The organism is Streptomyces sp. NPDC020958, assembly GCF_055562175.1.
The window spans coordinates 257,241-279,960 of record NZ_JBVHFU010000004.1 but is presented as its reverse complement, the minus strand read 5'-3'; the positions used below and the strand labels follow the sequence as shown (position 1 = coordinate 279,960).

Below are 22,720 nucleotides of genomic sequence, written 5' to 3'. Positions count from 1 at the left end.
ACCTGCGACACCTGCTTAGGAGTGGGATCGAATTCGTGCCGGGTGGTGCTTGTCTCTGCCGCACCCTGATGTTTGGGCAGGCCAGAGGTACCCAGCATGTTGGCCAAGCTGAGTCGTGGCGGTTGGTTTTCGGCCGTCCGCTCACGCAGCGCTCACGCCGAAGAGTGGCACGGGCCGGGTGCGCCACGAGAATGGCGCGGTGCACCCGGCTGCTGTCGCCGTGCTACGCGTCTGGCCCGAGTGAGGCGAGGTCGAAGGCGTTACCCCGGTCAGGACGACGATCAGGGCGGTGATCGCGGTGCCGATGAAGGCGAACAGGTCGTTGAGGATGTGCTGGTAGGCGCCCTCGACGTTGAGCGAGGACCGGTTGGCCTTGGACAGGCACCAGGTCGCGGCCACGTTCACCACGATGCCGGCGCGCGCGGTGGCGAGCATCAGGCCGCCCTCGACCTCCGGTGGGGAGATCAGACGGCGTACGGCCTCCTGGGCCAGCCACACGCCGAGCAGGAGCAGGGTGTCAGCCCGTTGGCCTGGGCGGAGAGGATCTCGGCGCGCTTGAGGCCGTACGTGAAGCCGCCCTTGGCCGGCCGGGCGGCCAGCCGCATGGCGATCAGCGCGAGGACGATCGAGGCGGCGTCAGTGAGCATGTGCGCCGCGTCGGAGATGAGGGCCAGTGAACCGGCGACGATGCCAATGACGACCTCGACCGCCATGAACGCGGTGATGAGGGCAAGGGCGATGGCCAGCCAGCGGCGGTCGGCGTCCGCCGAGACACCGTGGGAGTGCCCGGCGTGCCCGCCCGCACTGTGCCCTGCATCGTGTGCGTGCCGCGGACCATGCCCGTGGTCGTGGCCGTGATCGCTCATGCTGACGTCTTTCCCCCTCGCCACGGGTGCAGTCACCTTCCTCGGCGCTCCGCAGGCGAGCGCCGCCGGCCACCAAGTCGTCATGTCCGGCTACGCGTTCGCCCCACGCTCTCTGACCGTCACCGCCGGGGACACCGTCACCTGGGTCAACCATGACCAGGCGCCGCACGACGTGAAGACCACGTCCGGCCCCGCATCGGTCCACTCCCCGATGCTCAACAAGGGCGGCACGTGGAGCTATACCTTCACCACTGCGGGAACGTACGGCTACGTCTGCACCGTGCACCCCGGCATGACCGCCCAGCTCGTGGTCCAAGCCGCAACCACCCAGAAGCCGACGACCGCGGCGCCCGCCCACCAGCACAACAACCCCTCGGGCCCCACCAAGACGGCCGCCCCGCGTACCCCTGCCCGGGTCACCGCGTCCACGCACCCGCATGCCACCGCGTCGGCGGCCGCTGTACCAGCCGCGTCCGACAGCCCGCTCTCCCGCGCTCAGAGCACGGCGCCCACGCTTCAGGCGCAGGTCCCGACAGCCGCCGACAGCGCCGCAGCCGCCCGGCCGCTCGACCCGCTGCTCGTCCTCGCAGGCATTGTCGCGGGGGTCGCGGTGCTGTGCCTGCTGCTCGTCGGCTCCCGCTCCGCGGCCGCGTCCGGAGCTCCCTCAACGGCTGACGTCGAGGCGGACAGGAACTGAGCACGGCGCCAAGTGCGGCGCTTCCAGATGCCGGTCGGCGTTGCCGCCACCAGAGGCGACTGCGCCATGGTGAATCAGACGACGGCGCCCCACCAGCAGACCTGAGAGACCAGGGCGTAGCGGCTCGCAGCGCGCCGCTTCACCGGTCGAGCAGGTACGGCGCCCCGTCCGGGAGCGGGGCCGGCATGTCCGTCGCCCGCCGTACACCCGACGCCGAGGAGGCGCTCGGAGAGTGCTGGGGCGGCGGGTCTCGGCACCCCTTTCCGCTGACTTCACATGCGGGCAACGGTGCTGGACGGATCGGCCGGTGCGGCGTTCGTGCACCCCCTGACGGCCGCCAGGCCCGGGGCAGGCCACGGGCTCGCTCGCCGCGCCCCCATGCAATGACTTCACCAAACTTGCGTGAAATGGCGCTTCAGGGATTGTTAGGCAAGCCTTGTCTAACTTTTACTCGCTCTGCGTCCCCGCACGTCAGACCGGAGTCATCATGTCCAGCGCAAACGTCACCCTGCTCGGCGCCATCGCCGGCTTCACCATCTACCTCGGCCTCCCGATCGGCCGACTCCGCGCACCGACTCCCCGCCTCAAGGCGGCCCTGAACGCCGTGGCCATCGGTATCCTCGTCTTCCTCGTGTGGGACGTGCTGACCCACGCGTGGGAGCCGGTTGACGAGGCGCTCAGCAAGCACGAGTGGGGAACCAGTGCTTCCGGGGGCGGCACTCTGGCTGTGGGTCTGACGATCGGTCTGGCCGGTCTCGTGCATTACGACAGCTGGATCGGCCGCCGCCGGACGTCTGCCGACCGCCCGTCGGGACCCGGCGCCGCCGCCACCGCCGAGCTGGCCCCGAAGGTCCGCAGCCAGGCAGGGGCCCTGGCGCTGATGATCGCCACCGGTATCGGCCTGCACAACTTCGCCGAGGGCCTGGCCATCGGAAACTCCGCCGCTCGGGGCGAACTCTCCCTCGCCGTCCTGCTGATCATCGGTTTCGGCCTGCACAACGCCACCGAAGGCTTCGGCATCGTCGCACCACTGGCAGCGGAAGGCGAACGCCCGTCCTGGCTCACCCTCCTGTGGCTCGGCCTGATCGGCGGCGGCCCCACCTTCCTGGGCACGCTCGTCGGCCGGCACCTGGTCAACGACACCCTGTCGATCGCCTTCCTCGGCCTCGCCGCCGGTTCGATCCTCTACGTGGTCATCGAGCTGCTGGCCGTTGCCCGCAGGACCGGGCTGAAGACACTCACCACCTGGTGCATCCTGCTCGGCCTCCTCCTCGGCTTCGCCACGGACGCCGTCGTCACGGCCGCCGGCGCCTGAACCGACCGGCAGCCCGTCAACCGCTCCAGGCCGGTCGGCGGGCCGGAATCCCGAAGTGTCGCTGACCAGCGAGGACCGACAGGTGTCTGGTCTCAGTGCTGGTCTCGTTCACCCCGGCCCGATGCTGTACGGAACGGTCACCACCGCGCGCTGCGCCCCAGGTCAGAACGCCCCGCTCGCCCCTGAACCCCCAGGCGAAGGCTTGGCTGAAATGCACGCGCCTCGGACTGCTCCCCGCGCCTGCGGGGATCCTACGGCCAGGTCAATTCGGCCGCTGCGCATGGGGCAGCCCTGCCACCCTCACCCACAGCCAGTCCTGACGGACGGTCAGCTTTCGTTCCCACGGCGTTCCCATTTCCCCACGGAAACGAGCCCGCCGATCTACTCCGCGGCAAAACCGCAGGTCAATTGTGCCCCCGGCAGGATTCGAACCTGCGACACCCGCTTTAGGAGTGGGATTGGATCCTTGCCGGGTGGTGCCCGACGCTGCTGCATGGTGCTGTTTCCCCTGGTCGGAAGAGCACGGCGAGCCACTTGATCCGGCTCGTGCCGCCCTGTGCCGGACCGTCCGCTCACGCATTGCTCACGCGCCGCCGGCTGTTGAGCAGCGCCAGATCAGACCTGCCCGAGGTCGATCTCCATGGGGAACGGGGCCACTGCCTTGAGAACGCCGGTGAACACGTCTCCCTCCCGGTAGGTCTTTGTCGCGGGGTCGAGAATGGAGGTGTACACAAGGGGAACGCCTGTCGCGGCCTGCTCGATCCTCCAGTAGAAGCCGATGCCCGCTTTGGCGTACTGGTCGACCTTCACGATCCGGTCGGTGGTCTCCGAACCCGGCGACACCACTTCCGCGACCAGTAGCACGTGCTCGGGACGGGTGGGGGTGACGTCGATGGTGTCTGCGCGGTACATGACGACGTCCGGGCGCCGATTGGTGAGCGGGACGTCCTGGAGCCGGACGTCGAAGTCCGTGTCGGCGTTCCACTCCGGGCCCGCGGCGGCGTCCAGGGCGTTCGCCAGAATCCGGGCCAGCCGGTTGTGCCGCTTGGACGCGCCCGGACTTACGACGACCATCCCGTCCACGATCTCGATGCCGGCGCACTGCTCGTCGGACCAGGACTCGTACTCTTCCGCCGTGATCTGCTCATGCATCCACGCCGGGGCCACCATCTCGGCCGACATGAAGCACCTCCGGACACTGTGCTGCGGGCCTGATCCCGCTGGATTCAGCGTACTGTCCGTCATCCGCCCGGCACGCTGATCCCGTTCACGCCACTCCCCGTCGGCCGGCGATCCCACAACAAGTGAGGAACCGGCGCCGGCCTGCGAAACGCCCCGGTCGGGTGATGGCCGCCTTCCGGCGTTCCAGCTTCTGGCGTTCCAGCTCAGCGGTGCCGGTGGCGGGCAGGTTGGCGAGGGAGGTGTGCATCGGGCTTCTTGGGAGAGTCTGCTGACCGGCTCCCTGCGGGAACATGGCGCCGAGGCGGAACAGGCCGTGCAGCTTTCGACGCCCATCGTGGCGGCGGTCGAGGGCATGGTCGCCATCTGCCGAGCCAGGCGCAGCACCGAGCCCTCGACCGCACCGCCGAGCAACTGCAGGCGCTCGTCGCCGACGCGATCAAGCGCTTGCCGAGGGATTGGGCGGACAGCACGCCGCCGCGTGACATCGTCGGCGGCCTAACCTGCCCCCCCGCACCACCCGTGACCAGCCCGATCGGGATCTCCGGCCGGAGTGCCGGAAACTGTCCGGGCGATCATGTGGCGGGGGCCGGGGGTGCCCGTGTCGGCACAGCCGGTGGACGGACCGCCGGCTGTGCTGGTGGAGCGTGCGGGCGTCAGCCGGTGGTGAAGTAGTGGCCGGCCTCGAGGTCGGCGATCAGGCCGGGGTGGACCGGCTGCCAGTCCAGCAACTGCCTGGTGTCCGCGTTGGGCATGGTGGTGTCGAGCGTGATGAACGGGAAGCCCTTGAAGTGTTCCGCGGCCTGCTCGGCGGGGATGCTCACGGTCGGCACGTTCAGGTGGCGGCCTATGGTCTCGGCGATCTCGCGTACCGTGATGCCCTCCTCGGCCGCGGCGTACAGCTGGGATCCGGCGGGAGCATGGTCCAGCGCAAGCCGGAACAAGCGGCCGACGTCCAGGGTGTGCCCGGCGGCCCAGCGGTTGGCGCCGTCACCGACGTAGCCGGACACGCCCGTGTCGCGAGCGATCCTGATCAGCCTGGGTATGAAGCCGTGCCGGTCCCGCACGCTGTGGGTGACCGGTGGGACCGCGACCAGCATGGACCGCACGCCCTGCCCGGTGAACCCGGCGATCGCGCGCGCGACGGCGGAGCGGGGGTTGGCGTCGATCGCCGCGTCGCGCTTCGGATCGCCGGTGGGGGTCAGGCCGACGCCGATGAGGGTCTTGTCCGTGCCGGCCAGCGCGTCGCCGAGGGTGTGCACCGCGGCGAGGTCGGCGGTGGCCGCAGCGGCGAAGTCCCGGGGGGCCAGGGCGTCATGGTTGAACGCGAGGTGGATGACCGCGTCCGCGTCGGACACGGCCTCGCGCAGACCGTCCAGGTCTGCGGTGTCGCCGCGGCGTACCTCGGCATCCATGGCTTTGATGGCGGCAGCCGAGGCGTCGGACCGTGCCAGGCCGACGACCTTGTGTCCGGCCTGGATCAGTTCGGGCACCACGGCCGATCCGATGTGCCCGCCGGCGCCGGTGACGATTACACGCATGAGCAGCTCTCCTGGGATGCGGCACTCCGCCCGCGGAGCGAAGTGATGTGACTTGGTGCCATCACCCTAGCCCAAGTGACGGTACTAAGTAACGTCACTTATGCTTTCCGCATGGCTCGATGGGAACCGAACGCGCGGGAACGGCTGGTGCGTGCCGCACTCGACCTGTTCACCGAACAGGGTTACGAGGCCACCACCGTCAACGAGATCGCCGATCTGGCCGGCCTGACCAAGACCACCTTCTTCCGGCACTTCTCCGACAAGCGGGAAGTGCTCTTCGCCGGCCAGGAGGTGCACGCCCGGCTCCTCGCCGACGCGATCACCGAAGCGCCCGGCCCGGCCACGCCACTGCAAGCGGTCGGCGGGGCCCTCGACGCCCTCGCGGCCACCTTCACCGACGACCGCCGCGAGTTCGCCGCCAGGATCCGCTCGGTCACCGCCGGTAACGGCGAGCTGCAGGAGCGCGCCGCCTTCAAGCGCGGCGGACTGGCCAAGGCCATGACGGACGCACTCCACAAGCGCGGCGTACCGGAGCCGACCGCGAGTCTCGCCGCCGAACTCGGCATCCGCGCCTTTCATCACGCCTTCGACCAGTGGGCCGATGCGGCCAACCAGCAGACGCTCATCGAACTCGTACGCCACACGCTGGACGAACTCCGAGCCGCGACAGCCGCACTCGTCAGGGAACCGCCCACGATCATGTGACTGCCCCGCGTCCGCCCCGCGTCCGCCCCGGGCCGCTGGAGCGAGCTGAGGGGGCGGTTGCCGGTCACGGTGTCAACAAGGCACCCGGCTTGTCACACGTGCTCATTCATCCGCCTTTCTGTCACCAGTCCCGCGACCAGCGGCTGGAGGGGTGCGCGGTCGCAGGCGCTCGCCCTGCGGTCCGAACAGGACCAGGTACTCGACCGGCCCGCCGGGGCTGGAGTTCGCCACCCCGTGCGGGGTGCGGGTGTCGAACTCGGCGACGTCCCCCGGGGTCACGATGAGGTCTTGGTCTCCGAGCGCGAGCCACAGCCGCCCGTACAGGACGCACAGCCACTCGTGGCCGTCGTGGGAGACCTGCCGCGGCCGCGCGGGCGGACTCTCGACAGCGGGCAGGACGTGCTTGTGGGCGTGCAGGCCGCCGACGTACCGGGTCAACGGCAGCACCGCCTTGTCATCCCCGAAGCTCAGCGGCGCCGTAGCGCGCGGCTCGGCCGCGGGGGGCGGGCGCGGTGCCGGCCAGTTCGTCCAGGGAGACGCCGTACTCGAAGTCCTTGGCGATCTGACCGACTGAGCGGTCACCGCGTCGGCACAGCTCGACGATCTCGGCCTTGAACTCCGGCGTGAACGAACGGCGAGGCCGAGGCTTCTTCTTCCCCACGCTCTCCATGATGGACATCCTTCCGGGGCGGAACCCCTGATCTCGGATGTCCGGCAAAGCGAATCAAGCCCAGACCTTCGCCGAGGACGCCTCCTCCGTCCACGCCGGAACCGCACCGCGTGCCATGGCATCCCTCCGCAACCTCGCCATCGGCGCACTGAAGACCCTCGGAGCCGAGAACATCGCCAAGACCACCCGGCCGGGACGGCATGGCGCAGCGCCCCGGTCGGACCGGGCGGGGCCGTGGGGGTGAGGGGATCGCCGCGGGCGCTCGTTCGCGGCGGAAGGGCGTCATGGGCGATCCACGGATCACCGATGAATTCGGCCGGCGCGCCGAGTCGTACACAGCGCACTGTGGAGCACCGGCAGAGGGAGGGCGTCACCCATGGCACAAGTGATCTGCGACATGTCCATCTCGCTCGATGGATACGTCACCGGACCGAATGACAGCCGCGAGAACCCGTTCGGCGACGGTGCCTGGATGCTGCACAAGTGGATGTCCGACCAGGCGACCGACGAGGACCGGGCCATCCTGGAGCAGGTGGTCGATGACTCGGGTGCGGTGGTGATGGGCCGTACGTCCTTCGAGAAGAACGAGGGAGAGGGTGGCTGGGGCCAGGGCGGCCCGATGGGCGACGTCCCGTGTTTCGTGGTCACCCACCAGGCACCGACCACCTCGTACCCGCCCGTGTTCACCTTCGTCACCGACGGAGTGGTCAGCGCGATCGAGCAGGCAAAGAAGGCGGCGGGCGACAAGGTCGTCGGGCTGCACGGCGCTACCGTCATGCAGCAGGCGCTCCCGCTCGGCCTGGTCGACGAGATCCGCGTGCATGTGATCCCGGTCCTGGTCGGCGGTGGCACGCGGTTGTTCAGCGTGCTCGACTCCGCGATCACCCTCGAACGCACCCAGGTGACAGCGACCCCGGCGGCAACCCACCTCTCCTACCGCGTCGTTCGCTGACCGCGAGGGACGATGGTTTGGCTGAAGGAGACCACGAAGGCGAGCGCCTGGCTCGGGGCGCAGAGTCTGGAAGGGCATCTGACTCGCGCAGACAGTGTCTCTTGATCCGATCCTGCGGTCGGGTCACATGATCGTGGGGCAATGGCAAGCCCACCTGGGCTCCGGGTACGGCGCAGACCTCGCAGGGTTCCGTGTACCGTCCACCCGGAACGCCTCCTCGGAGCCGAGAACCTCGCCAGGACCATCTGGGCGATTCGTGATGAACCAGCCGGAGCACTCCCCATCCTGGGAATCGCAGCAAATCCACACGCTTCCGGAACTTGATCAAGCCCTGGGCGGGGTCGTGAGGGTGCGTTGCAGGACGTCGAGGACCGAGGCTGAGGAGATGTTGCCGCGCTGTTCGAGGCACGCGCTACCACCAGCACCGCGTCGACCCGCCGTACTTCTACATCTGTGACGGCGCCTACCGGCGCAGGCTCGACAAGTGCCCTGGCTGGCGACCTGTGGTTCAACGAAGACCCTGACGTCCTGGTGTGCGACGAGCCGGAGAACGTCCCCGCTCCCGGCACCGGCGGCTCGGTGACGGCCCAGCAGGCCAGGCTGCAGAAGTTGCCCCTCAAGGTCACCGGCCTGTCAGCCACTCTCAGCCCGGGCATCGTCGGCGAGAAGGTCACCTTCACCTCGTTCGGCAACGTTCCGCTCTGCACGGCCGCCACCGTCGCGATCTCTCGCCTCGACGCCGCCCTCGACGGGCTCCTGCGGGGCCACAAGGTCACCGTCAAGGATGATCCCCGCACCGCCACCGGCTCCATCCGCCTGCTCTAGCCCGAGCCCCAGCGGGTGAATGCCCGCCCCTGGTCGGGTCAGACGAGCCGTCCGGCCATCGCTCAGGGCGCCGGCGCTCATTCACCGTTTGCGGCCTGCCCTCCAAGCGATCGAGAACAGACACGGAGCCAGTACGAGGCTTCTGCGACAACAGCGGTGGCCCGGGCCCTCATCGGCCCGGGCCACCGTGCTTTCGTCTCTGCCCTGTTTCCCTCTGCGCCCACGCGTCCCAGGGCCTTGGTCTCGCTCTGCGTCACACGGCAGGCCTGGTCGCCCTCCCCGGGGCTGCTGTCATCGTGCGGACAGCCCCGGGCGTGGGTGATGCGGTTACCGCGCGAGCCGGCGGGCCGGCTCTGGTCTACCAGTGGGCATGGAGATGGACGGTGCGGCGCAGGATCAGGTTCACCGGGCGGGGGCCCGGTGCTGCGGCGGTGAGAGCGAGACCGGGCAGCACGCGGGTCAGCGCGGTCAGGGCGTGCTGGGCGACCAGCCGTGTGTACTGGGCGCCGGGACAGTAGTGGATGCCTGCACCGAAGTTGAGCGTGGGGGGTGCGTCGGTGCGCCGATGGTCGAAGACCCTGGGCGCGGCGACGGCGTGGGCTTCGTCGTGGGCGGCGGAGTGCATCAGGAGCAGCAGGCGGGCTCCCTGCGGAAGGGGGGTGTCAGCGAGGGTGACGGGGCGCGTGGTGGTGCGGAGCCAGCCGATCAGGGGCGGATCCAGGCGCAGGGTCTCCTCGACGACTGCGGGCGCTTCGCCGGGATGACTGGCCAGACGCTGGTAGCCGTCGCCGGCCAGGACGTGCTGGAGGGCGGTGGTGATGAGGAGGGCCAGGGTCTCGGCGTTGGTGGTGAGGACTTCCATGAGGGTGGAGGCGATCTCGGCGTCGGTCAGCGCAACGCCCTGCTCGTCGCGGTAGGCGATCCACGCGCTGGTGAGGTCGTCTTGCGGGCGGTCGCGGCGCCGGGCTACCAGGTCGGTGCACAGGTTCCACAGGTCCACGACCGCCTGGCTGCAGCGTTGCTGGGCGGCGGGCGACTGGAAGGACCACAGCAGGTCGGCCATGGCGGATGATCCGTCGATGACGCACTGCTCGTCAGCGGGGGCGACGCCGATGATCTCGCTCATGATGCGTGCGGTCAGCGGCCGCGCGTAGTCGGCTGTGAGCTCGCCGGTGCGGCCGGGCCGGGCGGCGAGTGCGTGCGCCATGTCCAGTGCCCGCTTCTCGACGGTGGTCTGCCACGGTGCGAGCTGGCCGGTGCTGGTGGGCCACACCGCGGTGAGAGCGGCACGATAGCGGGTGTGCACGGGGGGATCGGTGGAGGCCGCGACGGGGACGTCGTGGACCGCCGTGTAGATGCGGGCGGCCTCGGGGTCGGTGGGCTGGACGGGGTCGTAGCTGTGGGCGGGGGTGAAGGACCCGTTGCGGTCGCGCAGGACCTCGTCGATGTCGCGATGCCGCGAGACCACCCACAGGCCGAGCTCGGGGTCGTAGTGGACGGGGTGTTCTTGGCGCAGGTGTGCGTAGGCGTCGCGGGAGTCCCCGGCGCCGTGCTGGGCGATCGCTCCAGGGGAACGGGCCGGGCATCGGCTGTCGGCGGAGACGGGAAGGGTCGTCGTCACGGCTTCCTCGGTGAAGGGGGCCAAAGCGGGGCGGGGAGCGGGCTCAGCTGCGGGCGGGATCGCGCAGCAGACAGGCGAGGTAGCCCGTCTTGTCGGTGAGGAAGGCGAGCGTGTCGGCCAGAGCGGTGTCCATGGCGTCGGCGTACTCGGCGCCGAACCTGTCCGCGATCAGGCTGCGGTTGTCCTCGTAGATCCGCCCGTACGACACACAGGTCGGTGCGATGTGCTCGCCCAGGTCGTGGACCTGCTCGGCGATGAGACCGGCCGCGCGGATCTGGTCGTGGACGTGGTCGTTCGTCGGCAGGGGACAGAAGGCGAAAGCCTCCCGGCACATGGCCAGTTCGGCATCGGTGGCGGGTACGCGCTGGGTGTAGAAGGTCACCAGGAGGGGTGCGCCGGGCCGGGCGACGCGGGCGAGTTCACGCAGTCCCTTCACGGGGTCGTTGAGGTGGGGGAAGCTGTCCAGCGCCCACACCGCGTCAAACTCGCCGGTGCGGTAGGGGAGGTCCATGGCGTCGCCGAAACCGAAACCGACCCGGTCGGACATGCCCGCTGCGGCGGCGCGGCGGGCCGCTTCGGTGATCTGGGCGTGGCTGATGCTGCACCCGGTGACGCGGATGCCGTGCTCGCGGGCCGCGTGCAGGGCGGGGCTGCCGTGTCCGCAGCCGACGTCAAGGAGATGGCCGTCCGGCTCGACGGCGAGCAGGTCACAGAAGAAGTCGGTCATCCGGTTCTGGGCCCGGGTGGCGAGCTGCCGTGCGGGCAGCGGTTCATCGAGACTGCCGGGCGACCAGAGGCCGTAGTGGAAACTGTCGCCGCTGATCAGCTTGCACAGTTCGTCAGAGGCCTCGTACCAGGCGGCTACCTCCGCGGAGGTGAGGGGAGCAGCGGGGGCGGCGGGGGCGGCGGGGGTGGTCGTCATGCCTGCGGCTCCTGTCGGACGGCGCGAGTGCGAGGGCGGGCGGTGAGCATCACGGCGTCGTCGTTGAACCGGTCGGTTCCGTCGGCGAAGTGCGCGCGCAGAGCGGGCAGCAGGGCTTCGCGCAGCCGGCCGAGGCGGGGGTGTCCGGTGTTCCAGAACGCGGCCAGCACCTCGGAGGCCGCCTGCGCCTTGGCCTCGGCACCGTCCTCGGGGAAGACCACGTCCACGCGGGCGCGGGTCAAGGCGATGTCGTCGAAACCGTGCTCGGCCAGGACGCCCGCGGCCAGGGAGAGCAGATACCCCTGGTGATCGCGCGGTTCACCGATCAGATCGGCGCAGGTGCGGTTCCACAGCTCGACCAGCTCGTTGTCCGGGGCGCCCTGGACCAGGACGACCTTCGCCTCGGGGTGGGCGCGGTCGACCGTGCGCGCCATCTCGGCGACCGCCGCTGCCGGGTCGTCGGTGTAGTGCAGCACCCAGGTCGCCACGGCCGCGTCGAACTGCCCGTCGGCGAAGGGGAGCTGCTCGGCCCGCCCGGGCAGGACCTCGACCCCTGCGGCGGCCAGGGGCCGCATGCTCTCCTCGCGTGCCGCGTGCGGCTCGACGGTGGTCACCGACCCCAGCCGCGCGGCGATCTCCCGTACGACCGCACCGGTGCCGCCGCCGACATCCAGCACCCGGGTGTTGGCGGCGAGCGCGTCGACGACCACCTCGACGTCACGTCGCTCGAAGCGGGCCTCCATACCCAGCCAGCCCTGCTCGCTCAGCTCGTGCGGCCCCCGGTAGGAGGCGGGCAGCGGGTAGGGACCGGCCAGCGCGTGCGCGGTGACGCCGAATCCTCCGGGCTTACGCGCGTGGACGAACAGGTGCTCCTCGGCCCCCATGCCGGGGAAGTCGGGGTGGAACACGCTCAGTTGCTGGTGCTCGATGTCCAGGCCTGCGTCCCGCAGAATCCGTTCGTAGGCGGGGGCCGGGTAGCTGGTGCAGCGGACGGTCTGGCCCATCCACTGGATCTCCTCGTCCTCCGCGTCGAAGGGAACCGTCGCGAAGACGAACAGGCCGCCCGGCGCCAGCCAGTCGGCGATGCGCGCGAGGGTGGCGTCGAGGTCCGCCCGCGGCATCTGCAGCAGCGGAAAGAACGCGGTGATCGCATCCCACTGCCCCAGCGCCTCGGGCAGGGCGCGAACGTCGGCCTGTTCGAACCGTGCGCCCGGGACCTGAGCGCGCGCCAGCTCGACCATCGTGGCGGACACGTCGTAGCCGGTCACCTGGTGCCCGGCTGCCGTGAGGAGGTCGGCGGTCGGACGCCCGGTTCCGGAGCCGATGTCCATGACCTTTGCCCGCGCGGGCAGCCGTGCCAGCAGCCAGTCGATGGCCGCCAGCTGTTCGGGAAGGTGCGCATACGTTTCCTCGTACACCTTGCCGAGGACATCGAACGGTCGTGCAGCCCGCTCGGATGATGCGTCACCCTGCGGGGGGAACGTCGGGGCATGCGTCGTCATGGCGGAGGATCTCATTCCGGATTTGGTGATCAAGAGCGAGCGAAGATTACACTCCGCACTTGATCAATAACTAATCGTAGCGGGTCGGGCTTCTGCTCCGGCGCACTACGGGGCGCACGCCCACGCACCTGAGCGGAGACCCTCCTCGTGACCACCACGGCGGAAAGCCCCCACGCTGCCTACTTCGCCTACCGCGACCGACTCCTGGGCGACCTGCGCACCACTACCCTCAGCGGCGAGCAGCTGTGCGAGGCCGGACGCCTCATCTATGGCCGGCCGGAAGGGCTCTCCCTCTACGGCGTGCCCGCCCCGGAGATGGAAAGCGTCGGCATCCGCCTGCTCGGGCGGACCACCATCGAGTGCTGCGTCGACGACTACGCCACCGCTGTCGCCGACGTCATCGCCGCATACCACGCCACTCTTTCCGGTGATCAAAAGCCGCTGCTGATGGACTTGTTCTGTGGCTCGGGCAACTTCAGTCACCCCCTCGCCACCCGCCTGGGAACCACCGCGTATGCCGCCGAACTCGATCCCGAGGTCCATGCCGCCACTGCGCACAATCTGAAGCAAGTCGGCGCTTCCACCGAGCTGTTCCTCGGCGACTACCGTGACCTCCTCGGCAAGCACCCCGCACGCGGTCATCGCGACACGTTCTTCGTCGAGCCCCCCTGGGGACCCGCCTTCACCCCCGAAGGCCTCGACCTCACCCGCACCTCCCCGCCGGTGCCCGAAATCCTGGACGACATCAGCCGTGCCCGCGACGGCATCCCCTGCCTGGTCGTGATCAAAACCAACGACCAGATCGCCCACGACTCCCTCGCCCGGTCCTTCCACCAAGCCCGGCACCTGCGCAGCATCACCCCGGCACCGGCCCTCCCGTACGGCGCGAATATGGACTTCCACCTCTACCGGCTCAGCCCGAACGACCACCGCTGAACCCCCGTTGCCCCTCCTGGACGGCCCGGACGGCAGATCTGGCCGAGGAAGCAGCGCTGCTGTCGGGGGCCGCGACACCGGTCATGGCGAAGTTGCTGGAGCGCATCGCCGTCAGGAACGCCGCGTCCTCCGGGCCGACCGGGGCCGGCGGCGGGCTGCCAGGTCGCCAGGGGGGGTCTGTGCGGTGAGCGGTGGCTCTGTCCTCCGCCTGTCCCGAGGAACTCATCACGCGCAACGCCGCCAAGCTCGTCGAGCCGCCCCGCACGGACACGCCCGAACTGCACCCCTGGACCCTCGACGAGACCCTCGACTTCCTCGCCGCCTCCCGTGAGGACCCGCTCTACGCGGCGTTCGTCCTTGCCATCGCCATGGGGCTCCGCCGGGGAGAGATCGTCGGGCTCCGCTGGTCTGACGTCGACCTCGACAACCGTGTGCTCTACGTCCGCCACCAGGTCCAGCGCCGCCGTGGCGTCCTCTACGACGACGACCCCAAGAGCCGTCGCCGTCGAGTCGTCCCGCTGCCCGCCCTCTGCATCGCACCCCTGCGCTGGCACCGCATGCGGCAGGCAGATGACCGCGCCAAGGCGGGGGAGAGGTGGCAGGACTCCTACTACGTCTTCGCCACCCGCACCGGCCGCCCCGTCGAGCCGCGCAACCTCTACCGCTCCTTCACCCGCGTTGCCGAGTCAGCCGGCATCCGCGCCATCCGGCTGCACGACGCCCGCCACGGCACGGCCACTCTCCTCACGGCGGCAGGGTCGCGCCCCGCGTCGTGATGGAGATCCTCGGGCACTCCCAGATCAGCACCACCATGGACGTGTACACACACGTCGTTCAGGACACCCAGCGGGAAGCCATGAGCCACATGGACCGGCTCCTCAGGAACGGGAGGAGGCGCCCCGGTCGCCAGTGATCAGCGGCGACCGCCCCCGTTGATGTCAAAAGTTGATGTCAAAGGCCCCGGACCATGATCGGTCCGGGGCCTTTTGGCTGGTGCCCCCGGCAGGATTCGAACCTGCGACACCCGCTTTAGGAGAGCGGTGCTCTATCCCCTGAGCTACGAAGGCGGGGTGGTGCGCGGCTGGTGGGCCGTAGGCGTCAGCGTACCGGATTCCGCTGGTGGGGTGTGGGGGTGTCAGGACAGTGGGATCTGGGCGAAGCGGGTGGCGGTGTGGAGGTCGGTCTGGATGGCGTTCGCCGTGGTGCGCAGTGCGGGGAGGAAGTCCGTCACGCAGTCGTCCAGGGTGCGGCGGGCCGCGTGGGTGGCGACGTTCAGGGCTGCGATCGGGCGGCCCGACCGGTCTCGTACCGGTACGGCGATCGAGCGCAGGCCCGATTCCAGTTCCTCGTCCGCCAGGGCGTATCCGGGCGGGGCGTCCGGGGTGAGCAGGGCTCGGCCGAGTGCGGTGTGCGTGGCGGGGAGGCGGGTGCCGACCGTGATGTCCACGGTGAGGACCCTGCCGGCGGCCGCCACCGCGATGTACTGGATCTCCTCCGGGGCGCTGCCCGGGACCGGGACCGCCAGTGCCGCCGGCTCGTTCAGGCGGTCCGCGAGGGTGCGCAGGTGTGGGGCCGCCAGGCGGGCCAGGGTCGTACGGGAGAGGGGCGGGTAGCCCAGGGACAGTACCCGGGGGGTGAGGGCGAAGGTGCGGTCCTGTGCCGTCACGAGGCCCAGGTGCTCGTACGTGATCAGGGCGCGGCGGGCCGTCGCCCTCGCCAGGCCCGTCGCCTTGGCCACGTCCGTCAGGGTCAGGGCCGAGCGGCCCTCGCCGAAGGCCGTGAGGACCGTCAGGCCCCTGGCGAGGGACTCCACGAAGTCGCGGCCCAGTTCGTGCTTGGACGCGGTGGTCCAGGTCGCCAGGTCGGCGGGGGGCGGGCCCGGCTCCGGGGGGCGCGCCTCGCGCAGTTCCCGTGCCATCGCCGTCACCGCCGTGCGCAGACGGGGGAGGAGGGTGTCGCGCAGGTCTGCCGCGGTGTGACGGCTCGTGTGGCTCACCACGCTGGCCACGCACGCCGGCCGGCCGGAGGCCGGGTCGCGGACGGGTACGGACACCGCCACCAGGCCCGGTTCGATCAGCTGGTCGTCCAGGGCCCAGCCGTCCTGGCGGGCCCGTTCCGTCCGTGACACGAAGTCGTCCTGACCGTCGGGGCCTCTGGGCGGTACGGCCGGGAAGCCGGCGTCCGTGGGGTCCGCCGCGCGCCGGGCGCGCCATGCCGTCCACTCCGGCTCGGTCCACTGAGCCGCGAACAGCGGGCCGGGGGCGGTGCGTTCGGCCGGCAGCAGGTCGCCGATGCGGAAGCTGACGGACAGGGCTCGGCGGCGGGTGGCCTGGTGGATGAAACGGATGCCGTCCCCGTCGGCGACCGCCAGGGACACGGACTCGTCCAGTTCGTCCGCCAGCGCGTCGGCGTGTGCGTCGAGCAGGGCGGGGAGGCGGAGGGCGGCCAGGTAGGCGTTGCCCAGTTCCATCACCCGGGGCGTGAGCGCCGCGTCCCGGCCGTCCAGACGGACGTACCCGGTGCGCGCCAGGGTCGCCGTGATCCGGTCGACCGTGGAACGGGCCAGGCCGGTGCGCCGTTCCAGCGCGCTCGCGCTCAGCGTCCCGCCCGCCCCGGTCAGCGCCTCCAGCACCGCGACACCCCGGATCAGCGGTGCGACCGCCTCGGCGGGCGGCTGCGCTTCGTGCCCCGCGGAGGAGGAGGCAGGAAGAGGGGTGGGGGACGGGGAGGGCAGGGGGGTGGCGGCGGTCATCGGTTCTCCGGTACGGCCGGCCAACGGGGGCGGCGCGGGCCTCGTTCAGGGCACGCCTACCGTAAACCGTGGTCCCTCGGGCTGGGCCGAGCCAGGAGGTGGCGTGCGGGGTCGGGCCCAGGAGGTGGGCCCACGATCCGGTCTACCCACGGATCACCCGCACCCGGTATCCCCCGTCCCCCTCCACCCCCTCCACCCGTACCTCGATCTTGTGTCGTGGGTCCTTGAAGGTTTCGCCCGGGCCGAACGGGGCGTCGGAGAGTTCCGCCTGGACGTTGGGGCTGCGGGTGCAGCCGTCGCTGTCGCGGTGGGCGTCATAGACCTTGATGGGCCCGCGGCCGGTGTCGACGTTCGCGTCGACCTTGTAGATCAGGACGCCGGGGCGGCAGACCTCCTCGTCGTTGCCGCCCTTGGCGCGTACCTCCAGGGCGTAGCCGGTACGGGCGTCGACGGGGACGAAGACGAGTTTGCGGCCGCCGGTGCGGGCCAGCGGGGTGAGGGTGTAGTCGGCGGTGCCCCGGGCCGCCGCGCAGCTGACCTGGTCCGCGTCCAGCCAGCCCAGCTTCCACTTGTGCCAGGCGAGCAGGTCGTTGTCGGCGCCCCAGTCCTCGCTCATGATGTCCCAGTGCCCCACCGCGCCCCCGCCCTCCTGGGTGTAGAGGTCGGGCAGGCCGAAGACATGGCCGTTCTCGTGGGGGAGGACCCGGTAGCCGGTGTGGGCGTAGGAGCCGGAGCCGTCGTCCTGGCGGGAGTACACGAAGGACGCGTTGGCGACCGGGACGCCGTCGGCGACGGGGGCGTCGCCGTTGCCCGCGAAGGTCACCGACAGGACCGTGTCCAGGGCGGACGGGCCGGCGTTCGGGGTGACCAGCACGTTCAGGAGGTCGTACGACCGGAAGTCCACGTCCGGGTCGGCGGCGGCCACGATGTCCTGGACCAGCTGCCGGTAGCCGGGGTCGAAGGGGGCGCCGCGCTCTATACCGTAGGCCTTGAACGGCTTGGGCATCCGCAGCCAGTGGTCGACGGGCGCCTCGGGCCGGTAGTCGAGCTTGCCGTAGGAGGCCGTCCTGAACCATTCCTGGGTCTGCGGGAAGAACTCGGCGTAGCGGTCCAGTGCGCTGCCCTGGCCGGGTGCGTCGGGGAAGTCGACCATCAGGGTCAGCGCGTGCACGGTGCCGGTGGAGCGGGAGTAGCCGCCGGGGGTCGGGATGCCCTCGGTCATCTGGACGTTGTGGCCGCCGCTGATCAGGCAGGGGCTGTAGGCGGCGGAGCGGGCCAGCGCGAACGGGCCGGCGCCGGCCGGTGTGGGGGCCGCGGTGAGGTGCCCGGAGCCCGCCGAGGTGCCGACCACGAGGAGCAGCGCGGTGAGGGCGGCGAGGCAGACCGCACGGCGGTGGCGGCGTATGCGGTTGCCCGCGGGTATTCGGCGGTCCGTGGAGGTCCGGGGGGCCGAGGGGGTCCGGCGGTCCGTGGAGGTCCGGGGGGCCGCGGGTGTCCGGCGGTCCGTGGAGGTCCGGTAGTTCGAGGAGGTCTGGCGGGTTGTGGAGGTCTGGCGGTCTGCGGAGGTCCGGTGGTCCGTGGAGGTCCGGCGGTTCCCGGATTTCTCGTCGTCCGTGGACATCCGGTGGTCCGTGGCTGGGTCGCGGTCCGCGGGTATCCCGGCGCCCGTGGATATCCCGCCGTTGGCGGCCCCCCGGCGGCCCTTGGGAAGCCGAAGGCGGCGGTGGGCGGGTCCTCGGCGGTGCGTGGGGGTGCTGCGGCTCACGGGGTTACGGCGGCCGGGCTGCTGCGGCTGCATGCATGGACCTTTCGCGCCACGGCAGCCGCCGGTGTCCGGCTGCACCCTTTCGATCACCCTGTGTCGAGGGGGGTGGTGGCGCGCGCTGTAGAGGCCGATCGTGGGATTTCCCCGGGCATGCGAGTGTGATTCAGATCACAGCGATTGGGAGGAGGGTGGGGAAATAACCGGGGACCGGCTCCCCGTTTAGACCTGTGTCCGAGCGAAACGGGGAGCCGGTCCCCGGATCGTTCGACAGGCAGACTCCGGGCTCAACCGTCCCGGACCACCGACCGACCGACCGAACTGGACAGGAGTGCGCCGTGCAGACCGCGACCGCCACCCCCGCCGTGCGCAAGGCACCCCGGCCCCGCGCCGACGCCCTGCGCAACCGGGAGCGGATCGTCACCGCCGCCCGCGAGATGTTCACCGAGCACGGCCACGACGTGCCCCTCGACGAGATCGCCCGCCGGGCCGGCGTCGGCAACGCCACCCTGTACCGCAACTTCCCCGACCGCGACGCGCTCGTCCGTGAGGTCGTCTGCTCCGTGATGGACCGGACGTCGGAGGCGGCCGAGCTGGCGCTCGCGGAGACCGGCGACGCCTTCGGGGCACTGGAGCGGTTCGTGCACACGTCCGCCGACGAGCGGGTCAGCGCGCTGTGCCCGATGGTCTCCAGCACCTTCGACAAGAACCACCCTGATCTGGAAGCGGCGCGCGAGCGGTGTGAGCAGCTCATCGGGCAGCTCATGGACCGCGCCAAGGCGGCCGGACAGCTCCGTCCGGACGTGGGCGTCGGCGATCTGATGATCGCGGTGGCCCAGCTCAGCCGGCCGCCGGCCGGCACCGGCTGCCTGATCAACGACCGCTTCGTCCACCGTCATCTGCAGCTGTTCCTGGACGGGCTGCGGGCCCCGGCCCGCTCCGACCTGCCGGGCACGGCCGTGACCATGGAGGACCTGCGCCAGGCCTGACCCAGCCGCGAAAACCGTCCGAAGCCGATCAGTCCGACACCAGATCAGTCCGACACCCGATCAGTCCGAAGCCGATCAGTCCGACCGCCGATTAGTCCGGGGCCGCCGACAGGTCCCCTCTTTCACGCATTCCTAGTCACCGCGGCCGTATTCCACGCGTCCGTCCTTCACGCAGCACGTTTCCACGAAGCACGTTTCCACGAAGCACTTCTTCCGTCACGAACACCTGACTTTCCGTCACGAAGTCACGAAGTCACGAAGTGGGTACCCCCATGTCTCAAACAGCCGCCAAGGCTCCCGGCGCACCGGCCCCGTCCGGTGACGCCAACCGCTGGAAAGCGCTCGTCTTCATCGCGCTCGCCCAGCTGATGGTCGTCCTCGACGCCACCATCGTGAACATCGCACTGCCCTCCGCCCAGACCGACCTGGGCATCTCCGACGGCAACCGGCAGTGGGTCGTCACGGCCTACGCCCTCGCCTTCGGCGGTCTGCTCCTCTTCGGCGGCCGCATCGCCGACCTGTGGGGTCGCAAGCGGGCCTTCGTCATAGGCCTGACCGGCTTCGCCGCGGCCTCCGCGCTGGGCGGCGCCGCGACCTCCGGCGCGATGATGTTCGGTGCCCGTGCCCTCCAGGGCGTCTTCGGCGCCATGCTCGCCCCGGCCGCGCTGTCCCTGCTCGCCGTGATGTTCACGGATGCCAAGGAGCGTGCCAAGGCGTTCGGCATCTACGGTGCGATCGCCGGTGGCGGTGGCGCCGTCGGCTTCATCCTCGGCGGTGTGCTCACCGAGTACCTGGACTGGCGCTGGACGTTCTTCGTGAACATCCCGTTCGCCATCGTCGCCGCGCTCGGCGCGTACTTCGTCATCCGTGAGCCGGAGGGCGGCCGCAACCGCAACCCGCTCGACATCCCCGGCGTGCTGCTGTCCACCCTCGGCCTGGTCTCCCTGGTCTACGGCTTCACCCGCGCGGAGTCCGACGGCTGGGGCGACGCCACCACCATCGGCCTGTTCGTCGCCGCCGCGGTACTGCTGATCGCGTTCGTCGTCACCGAGGCCCGCGTCAAGGCCCCGCTGCTGCCGCTGCGCGTGGTCACCGACCGCAACCGCGGCGGTATCTACCTCTCCCTCGGTATCGCGATCATCGCGATGTTCGGCACCTTCCTCTTCCTGACCTACTACCTCCAGGCCATCAAGGGCTTCTCGCCGATCCAGACCGGCTTCGCCTTCCTGCCGATGGTCGCGGGCATGATGATCGGCTCCACCCAGATCGGCACCCGGCTGATGACCCGGGTCCCGGCCCGGCTGCTGATGGGCCCGGGCTTCCTGGTCGCCTCGCTCGGCATGCTGCTGATGACCCGGCTGGAGATCGGCTCGTCGTACGCCTCGACGGTCCTGCCGGCGGTGCTGCTGCTCGGCCTCGGCATGGGTACGGCGTTCATGCCGGCCATGTCCCTGGCCACGCTCGGCGTCGAGCCGCGGGACGCCGGTGTCGCCTCCGCGATGGTCAACACCTCGCAGCAGGTGGGCGGCGCCATCGGCACCGCCCTGCTGAACACGATCGCCGCGTCCGCGACGACGTCGTACATCAAGGACCACATCGCCACCGCGACCTCCAAGTCGCAGCAGCAGCTGGTCCAGATGCAGGGCGCGGTGCACGGCTACACCAACGCCATCTGGTTCGCCGTCGGCATGCTGGTGCTGGCCGCGGTCATCGTGGTGACCCTGGTCAACGCCGGCAAGCCGGAAGCCACCCCGGTGGCCTCCGGGGACGGCTCGGCGGACGAGGTGGCGATCCCGGTGGTCGCCCACTGAGACCACTGAAGAGGCCGTGCGCCACTGACGAGGCCGTGCGGTCACTGAAGAGGCCGCGTGGCCTCTGACGAGACTGGTTCGGGTACCCCCGCGGGCCTGTCCGGCTCCTCAGCGGAGCGGCTCCTCAGCGGAGCCAGGGCAGGTCCGCGCCCGCATCGCTGGGCTGCAGGCCCTCGGCGACGATCTGCATGATCTCGCCGAGGGTCTGCTGCTGTTCCGGGGTCAGCCGTTCGAACAGCGCCTGCCGTACGGCGGTCACGTGGCCCGGCGCGGTCCGCCGCAGCACCTCGGCGCCCGCGTCGGTCAGCACGGCGAACTGGCCGCGCTTGTCGGAGGGGCAGTCCTCCCGCCGGACCCAGCCGTTCTTCTCCAGGCGGGCCACGGCGTGCGACAGCCGGGACCGGGTGATCTTCGCGTACATCGCCAGCTCGGTCATCCGCAGCCGCCCGCCGGGCGCCTCGGCGAGGCCGACGAGCAGGCCGTAGTAGATGTGCGGCATCCCCGCGTCCCGTTGGAGCTGACGGTCCAGATGGTCCTCCAGCAGGGTCGAGGCGTGCAGGTACGAGCGCCAGACGCGCTGTTCGTCGGCGGTGAGCCAGCGGTCCTGCGCGGCGGCGGAGTCGAAGGATGCCCTATTCATGTATCCCACTCTACGAGGCCTCTCCTTGAAAATTAAACAAGTCCGGCGTAAGGTGTTCGGGAGTAAAGCTTGAGAGTTAAAACATCGGGTCCAGGAAAGACCCGGAGGGAGTCGCCGTCATGTCCGCCGCCACCCCGGAGCGATCCGCCGCCTCCCAGGAGCGCATGCCCGCGCTCTATCTGAGCCACGGCGCGCCGCCGCTCGCCGACGACCCGGTCTGGCCGGGTGAGCTGGCCGCGTGGAGCGCCGACCTGCCCCGCCCCAAGGCGATCCTGATGGTCTCCGCGCACTGGGAGGAGGCCCCTCTCGCCCTCGGTGCCGTGCGGACCGTGCCGCTCGTCTACGACTTCTGGGGCTTCCCCGAGCACTACTACAAGGTGCAGTACGCCGCCCCCGGCGCACCGGAGCTGGCCGAGAGCGTGCGCAAGCTGCTGCGCGCCCCCGGCACCCCCGTGCAGGACATCCCGGACCGCGGCCTGGACCACGGCGCCTACGTGCCCCTGGTGGAGATGTTCCCGGCCGCCGACATCCCCGTCCTGCAGATCTCCATGCCCACCCTCGACCCGGTCCGGCTGATGGAGATGGGCCGCCGGCTCGCCCCGCTGCGCGACGAGGGCGTGCTGATCGTCGGCTCCGGCTTCTTCACCCACAACCTGGCCGCCCTGCGCCACGCCGGGGGAGGTGTGCCTACCTGGTCCTCCGAGTTCGACGACTGGGGCCGCCGGGCGCTGGAGCACCGCGACTGGGACGCGCTGCTCGACTTCCTCGACAAGGCCCCGGCCGGCCGCTACGCCCATCCGCGCACCGAACACTTCGCCCCGCTCTTCGTCACCATGGGCGCGGCGGACGCCGGTGGCGGTCTCGACGCGCAGAAGTCGGTGATCGACGGGTTCTGGATGGGGATGGCGAAGCGGTCGGTGCAGTTCGGGTGACGCGCGGCGGGGCGGCCGGAGCGGGCGCTCGTGCGCGGGGCGACCGCAACGGGCGCTCCGCCGTGGCGGGGTTGTGGCGGGCGCTCGCGCGGAGCGGGCGCTC

19 protein-coding genes, 1 tRNA gene and 3 pseudogenes are annotated in these 22,720 nt (G+C 70.6%); 12 read left to right on the top strand and 11 right to left on the bottom strand.

What is annotated here, in order from left to right; translation table 11 throughout:
- Positions 1 to 264 precede the first annotated feature (264 nt).
- Positions 265 to 866, bottom strand: a pseudogene (locus tag ACZ3KP_RS15145) (cation diffusion facilitator family transporter); the annotation flags it as partial.
- Between ACZ3KP_RS15145 and ACZ3KP_RS15140 the strand changes: the two are divergent.
- On the top strand, positions 865 to 1,563 hold the full coding sequence (locus ACZ3KP_RS15140) for a cupredoxin domain-containing protein (protein WP_467499670.1): 699 nt from the start codon (positions 865 to 867) through the stop codon (positions 1,561 to 1,563). The pseudogene ACZ3KP_RS15145 and the gene ACZ3KP_RS15140 sit on opposite strands and share 2 nt — an antisense overlap.
- Positions 1,564 to 2,050: 487 nt before the next feature.
- Positions 2,051 to 2,878, top strand: coding sequence for a ZIP family metal transporter (locus ACZ3KP_RS15135; RefSeq protein WP_467499668.1), 828 nt, complete (start codon positions 2,051 to 2,053; stop codon positions 2,876 to 2,878).
- Between the two features lie 615 nt (positions 2,879 to 3,493).
- On the opposite strand, the gene ACZ3KP_RS15130 is transcribed toward ACZ3KP_RS15135, so the two are convergent.
- Positions 3,494 to 4,060 carry a Uma2 family endonuclease gene (locus ACZ3KP_RS15130; RefSeq protein WP_467499666.1) on the bottom strand — a complete coding sequence of 189 codons (567 nt, stop codon included), beginning with the start codon at positions 4,058 to 4,060 and terminating at the stop codon, positions 3,494 to 3,496.
- 241 nt (positions 4,061 to 4,301) lie between these two features.
- Here ACZ3KP_RS15130 and ACZ3KP_RS15125 point away from each other — a divergent pair, with 241 nt between their 5' ends.
- Entirely contained in the window at positions 4,302 to 4,559 is a 258-nt protein-coding gene (locus ACZ3KP_RS15125) for an LmrA/YxaF family transcription factor (protein ID WP_467499664.1), read from the top strand.
- 154 nt (positions 4,560 to 4,713) lie between these two features.
- On the opposite strand, the gene ACZ3KP_RS15120 is transcribed toward ACZ3KP_RS15125, so the two are convergent.
- Entirely contained in the window at positions 4,714 to 5,598 is an 885-nt protein-coding gene (locus tag ACZ3KP_RS15120) for an SDR family oxidoreductase (protein ID WP_467499662.1), read from the bottom strand.
- 111 nt (positions 5,599 to 5,709) lie between these two features.
- On the opposite strand from ACZ3KP_RS15120, the gene ACZ3KP_RS15115 reads away from it, so the two are divergent.
- Positions 5,710 to 6,303, top strand: coding sequence for a TetR/AcrR family transcriptional regulator (locus ACZ3KP_RS15115; RefSeq protein ID WP_467499660.1), 594 nt, complete (start codon positions 5,710 to 5,712; stop codon positions 6,301 to 6,303).
- A gap of 102 nt (positions 6,304 to 6,405) precedes the next feature.
- Here ACZ3KP_RS15115 and ACZ3KP_RS15110 read toward each other — a convergent pair.
- Positions 6,406 to 6,850, bottom strand: a pseudogene (locus tag ACZ3KP_RS15110) (cupin domain-containing protein); the annotation flags it as partial.
- Positions 6,851 to 7,010: 160 nt separating this feature from the next.
- Between ACZ3KP_RS15110 and ACZ3KP_RS15105 the strand changes: the two are divergent.
- The 3 genes from ACZ3KP_RS15105 (at position 7,011) to ACZ3KP_RS15095 (ending at position 8,750) form a co-directional block, all read left to right on the top strand.
- Positions 7,011 to 7,217 carry a hypothetical protein gene (locus tag ACZ3KP_RS15105; protein ID WP_467499658.1) on the top strand — a complete coding sequence of 69 codons (207 nt, stop codon included), beginning with the start codon at positions 7,011 to 7,013 and terminating at the stop codon, positions 7,215 to 7,217.
- 132 nt (positions 7,218 to 7,349) lie between these two features.
- On the top strand, positions 7,350 to 7,925 hold the full coding sequence (locus ACZ3KP_RS15100; protein WP_467499656.1) for a dihydrofolate reductase family protein: 576 nt from the start codon (positions 7,350 to 7,352) through the stop codon (positions 7,923 to 7,925).
- Between the two features lie 453 nt (positions 7,926 to 8,378).
- Positions 8,379 to 8,750: a hypothetical protein gene (locus ACZ3KP_RS15095; RefSeq protein WP_467499654.1), complete on the top strand. Its 372-nt coding sequence runs from the start codon at positions 8,379 to 8,381 to the stop codon at positions 8,748 to 8,750.
- Between the two features lie 358 nt (positions 8,751 to 9,108).
- Here the strand turns inward: ACZ3KP_RS15095 and ACZ3KP_RS15090 are convergent, their stop codons facing one another.
- Genes ACZ3KP_RS15090 through ACZ3KP_RS15080 form a run of 3 tightly spaced genes read right to left on the bottom strand, consistent with a single transcriptional unit; the run spans position 9,109 to position 12,795 of the window.
- Entirely contained in the window at positions 9,109 to 10,371 is a 1,263-nt protein-coding gene (locus ACZ3KP_RS15090) for a cytochrome P450 (RefSeq protein ID WP_467499652.1), read from the bottom strand.
- A 43-nt stretch (positions 10,372 to 10,414) separates the two neighbouring features.
- The gene (locus ACZ3KP_RS15085; protein ID WP_467499650.1) at positions 10,415 to 11,293 is read right to left on the bottom strand and encodes an SAM-dependent methyltransferase; all 879 of its coding nucleotides are present in this window, start codon (positions 11,291 to 11,293) and stop codon (positions 10,415 to 10,417) included.
- Positions 11,290 to 12,795: a methyltransferase domain-containing protein gene (locus ACZ3KP_RS15080; RefSeq protein ID WP_467499648.1), complete on the bottom strand. Its 1,506-nt coding sequence runs from the start codon at positions 12,793 to 12,795 to the stop codon at positions 11,290 to 11,292. Before ACZ3KP_RS15080 ends, ACZ3KP_RS15085 begins: the two co-directional genes overlap by 4 nt.
- A 147-nt stretch (positions 12,796 to 12,942) precedes the next feature.
- Here ACZ3KP_RS15080 and ACZ3KP_RS15075 point away from each other — a divergent pair, with 147 nt between their 5' ends.
- Together ACZ3KP_RS15075 and ACZ3KP_RS15070 are read left to right on the top strand one after the other, a co-directional pair.
- Entirely contained in the window at positions 12,943 to 13,731 is a 789-nt protein-coding gene (locus ACZ3KP_RS15075) for an RsmD family RNA methyltransferase (protein ID WP_467499646.1), read from the top strand.
- A 194-nt stretch (positions 13,732 to 13,925) separates the two neighbouring features.
- Positions 13,926 to 14,644 (top strand): annotated as a pseudogene (locus ACZ3KP_RS15070) (tyrosine-type recombinase/integrase); the annotation flags it as partial.
- A gap of 78 nt (positions 14,645 to 14,722) precedes the next feature.
- On the opposite strand, the gene ACZ3KP_RS15065 reads toward ACZ3KP_RS15070, so the two are convergent.
- The 3 genes from ACZ3KP_RS15065 to ACZ3KP_RS15055 all read right to left on the bottom strand — a co-directional run bounded on the left by ACZ3KP_RS15065 (position 14,723) and on the right by ACZ3KP_RS15055 (position 18,104).
- Positions 14,723 to 14,798, bottom strand: a tRNA-Arg gene (locus ACZ3KP_RS15065).
- Positions 14,799 to 14,866: 68 nt separating this feature from the next.
- Positions 14,867 to 16,483, bottom strand: coding sequence for an IclR family transcriptional regulator domain-containing protein (locus tag ACZ3KP_RS15060; protein WP_467499644.1), 1,617 nt, complete (start codon positions 16,481 to 16,483; stop codon positions 14,867 to 14,869).
- 142 nt (positions 16,484 to 16,625) lie between these two features.
- Positions 16,626 to 18,104 carry a M6 family metalloprotease domain-containing protein gene (locus ACZ3KP_RS15055; RefSeq protein ID WP_467499642.1) on the bottom strand — a complete coding sequence of 493 codons (1,479 nt, stop codon included), beginning with the start codon at positions 18,102 to 18,104 and terminating at the stop codon, positions 16,626 to 16,628.
- Between the two features lie 479 nt (positions 18,105 to 18,583).
- Between ACZ3KP_RS15055 and ACZ3KP_RS15050 the strand changes: the two genes are divergently transcribed.
- Both ACZ3KP_RS15050 and ACZ3KP_RS15045 read left to right on the top strand, forming a co-directional pair.
- Positions 18,584 to 19,234, top strand: coding sequence for a TetR/AcrR family transcriptional regulator (locus ACZ3KP_RS15050; RefSeq protein WP_467499640.1), 651 nt, complete (start codon positions 18,584 to 18,586; stop codon positions 19,232 to 19,234).
- Positions 19,235 to 19,506: 272 nt separating this feature from the next.
- Entirely contained in the window at positions 19,507 to 21,045 is a 1,539-nt protein-coding gene (locus ACZ3KP_RS15045) for an MFS transporter (protein WP_467499638.1), read from the top strand.
- 124 nt (positions 21,046 to 21,169) lie between these two features.
- Here the strand turns inward: ACZ3KP_RS15045 and ACZ3KP_RS15040 are convergent, their stop codons facing one another.
- Entirely contained in the window at positions 21,170 to 21,685 is a 516-nt protein-coding gene (locus tag ACZ3KP_RS15040; protein WP_467499636.1) for a MarR family winged helix-turn-helix transcriptional regulator, read from the bottom strand.
- A 119-nt stretch (positions 21,686 to 21,804) separates the two neighbouring features.
- Here ACZ3KP_RS15040 and ACZ3KP_RS15035 point away from each other — a divergent pair, with 119 nt between their 5' ends.
- Positions 21,805 to 22,617 (top strand): dioxygenase family protein, encoded by an 813-nt coding sequence (locus ACZ3KP_RS15035; RefSeq protein ID WP_467499634.1) that lies wholly within the window; start codon positions 21,805 to 21,807, stop codon positions 22,615 to 22,617.
- Positions 22,618 to 22,720: the final 103 nt, after the last annotated feature.

Coding starts and splice junctions, on each gene's coding strand:
- ACZ3KP_RS15060 (WP_467499644.1), bottom strand. CDS start 16,483: ATGACCGCCGCCACCCCCCTGCCCTCCCCGTCCCCCACCCCTCTTCCT.
- ACZ3KP_RS15140 (WP_467499670.1), top strand. CDS start 865: ATGCTGACGTCTTTCCCCCTCGCCACGGGTGCAGTCACCTTCCTCGGC.
- ACZ3KP_RS15135 (WP_467499668.1), top strand. CDS start 2,051: ATGTCCAGCGCAAACGTCACCCTGCTCGGCGCCATCGCCGGCTTCACC.
- ACZ3KP_RS15080 (WP_467499648.1), bottom strand. CDS start 12,795: ATGACGACGCATGCCCCGACGTTCCCCCCGCAGGGTGACGCATCATCC.
- ACZ3KP_RS15100 (WP_467499656.1), top strand. CDS start 7,350: ATGGCACAAGTGATCTGCGACATGTCCATCTCGCTCGATGGATACGTC.
- ACZ3KP_RS15115 (WP_467499660.1), top strand. CDS start 5,710: ATGGCTCGATGGGAACCGAACGCGCGGGAACGGCTGGTGCGTGCCGCA.
- ACZ3KP_RS15045 (WP_467499638.1), top strand. CDS start 19,507: ATGTCTCAAACAGCCGCCAAGGCTCCCGGCGCACCGGCCCCGTCCGGT.
- ACZ3KP_RS15105 (WP_467499658.1), top strand. CDS start 7,011: ATGTCCGGCAAAGCGAATCAAGCCCAGACCTTCGCCGAGGACGCCTCC.
- ACZ3KP_RS15130 (WP_467499666.1), bottom strand. CDS start 4,060: ATGTCGGCCGAGATGGTGGCCCCGGCGTGGATGCATGAGCAGATCACG.
- ACZ3KP_RS15085 (WP_467499650.1), bottom strand. CDS start 11,293: ATGACGACCACCCCCGCCGCCCCCGCCGCCCCCGCTGCTCCCCTCACC.
- ACZ3KP_RS15120 (WP_467499662.1), bottom strand. CDS start 5,598: ATGCGTGTAATCGTCACCGGCGCCGGCGGGCACATCGGATCGGCCGTG.
- ACZ3KP_RS15040 (WP_467499636.1), bottom strand. CDS start 21,685: ATGAATAGGGCATCCTTCGACTCCGCCGCCGCGCAGGACCGCTGGCTC.
- ACZ3KP_RS15055 (WP_467499642.1), bottom strand. CDS start 18,104: ATGTCCACGGACGACGAGAAATCCGGGAACCGCCGGACCTCCACGGAC.
- ACZ3KP_RS15035 (WP_467499634.1), top strand. CDS start 21,805: ATGTCCGCCGCCACCCCGGAGCGATCCGCCGCCTCCCAGGAGCGCATG.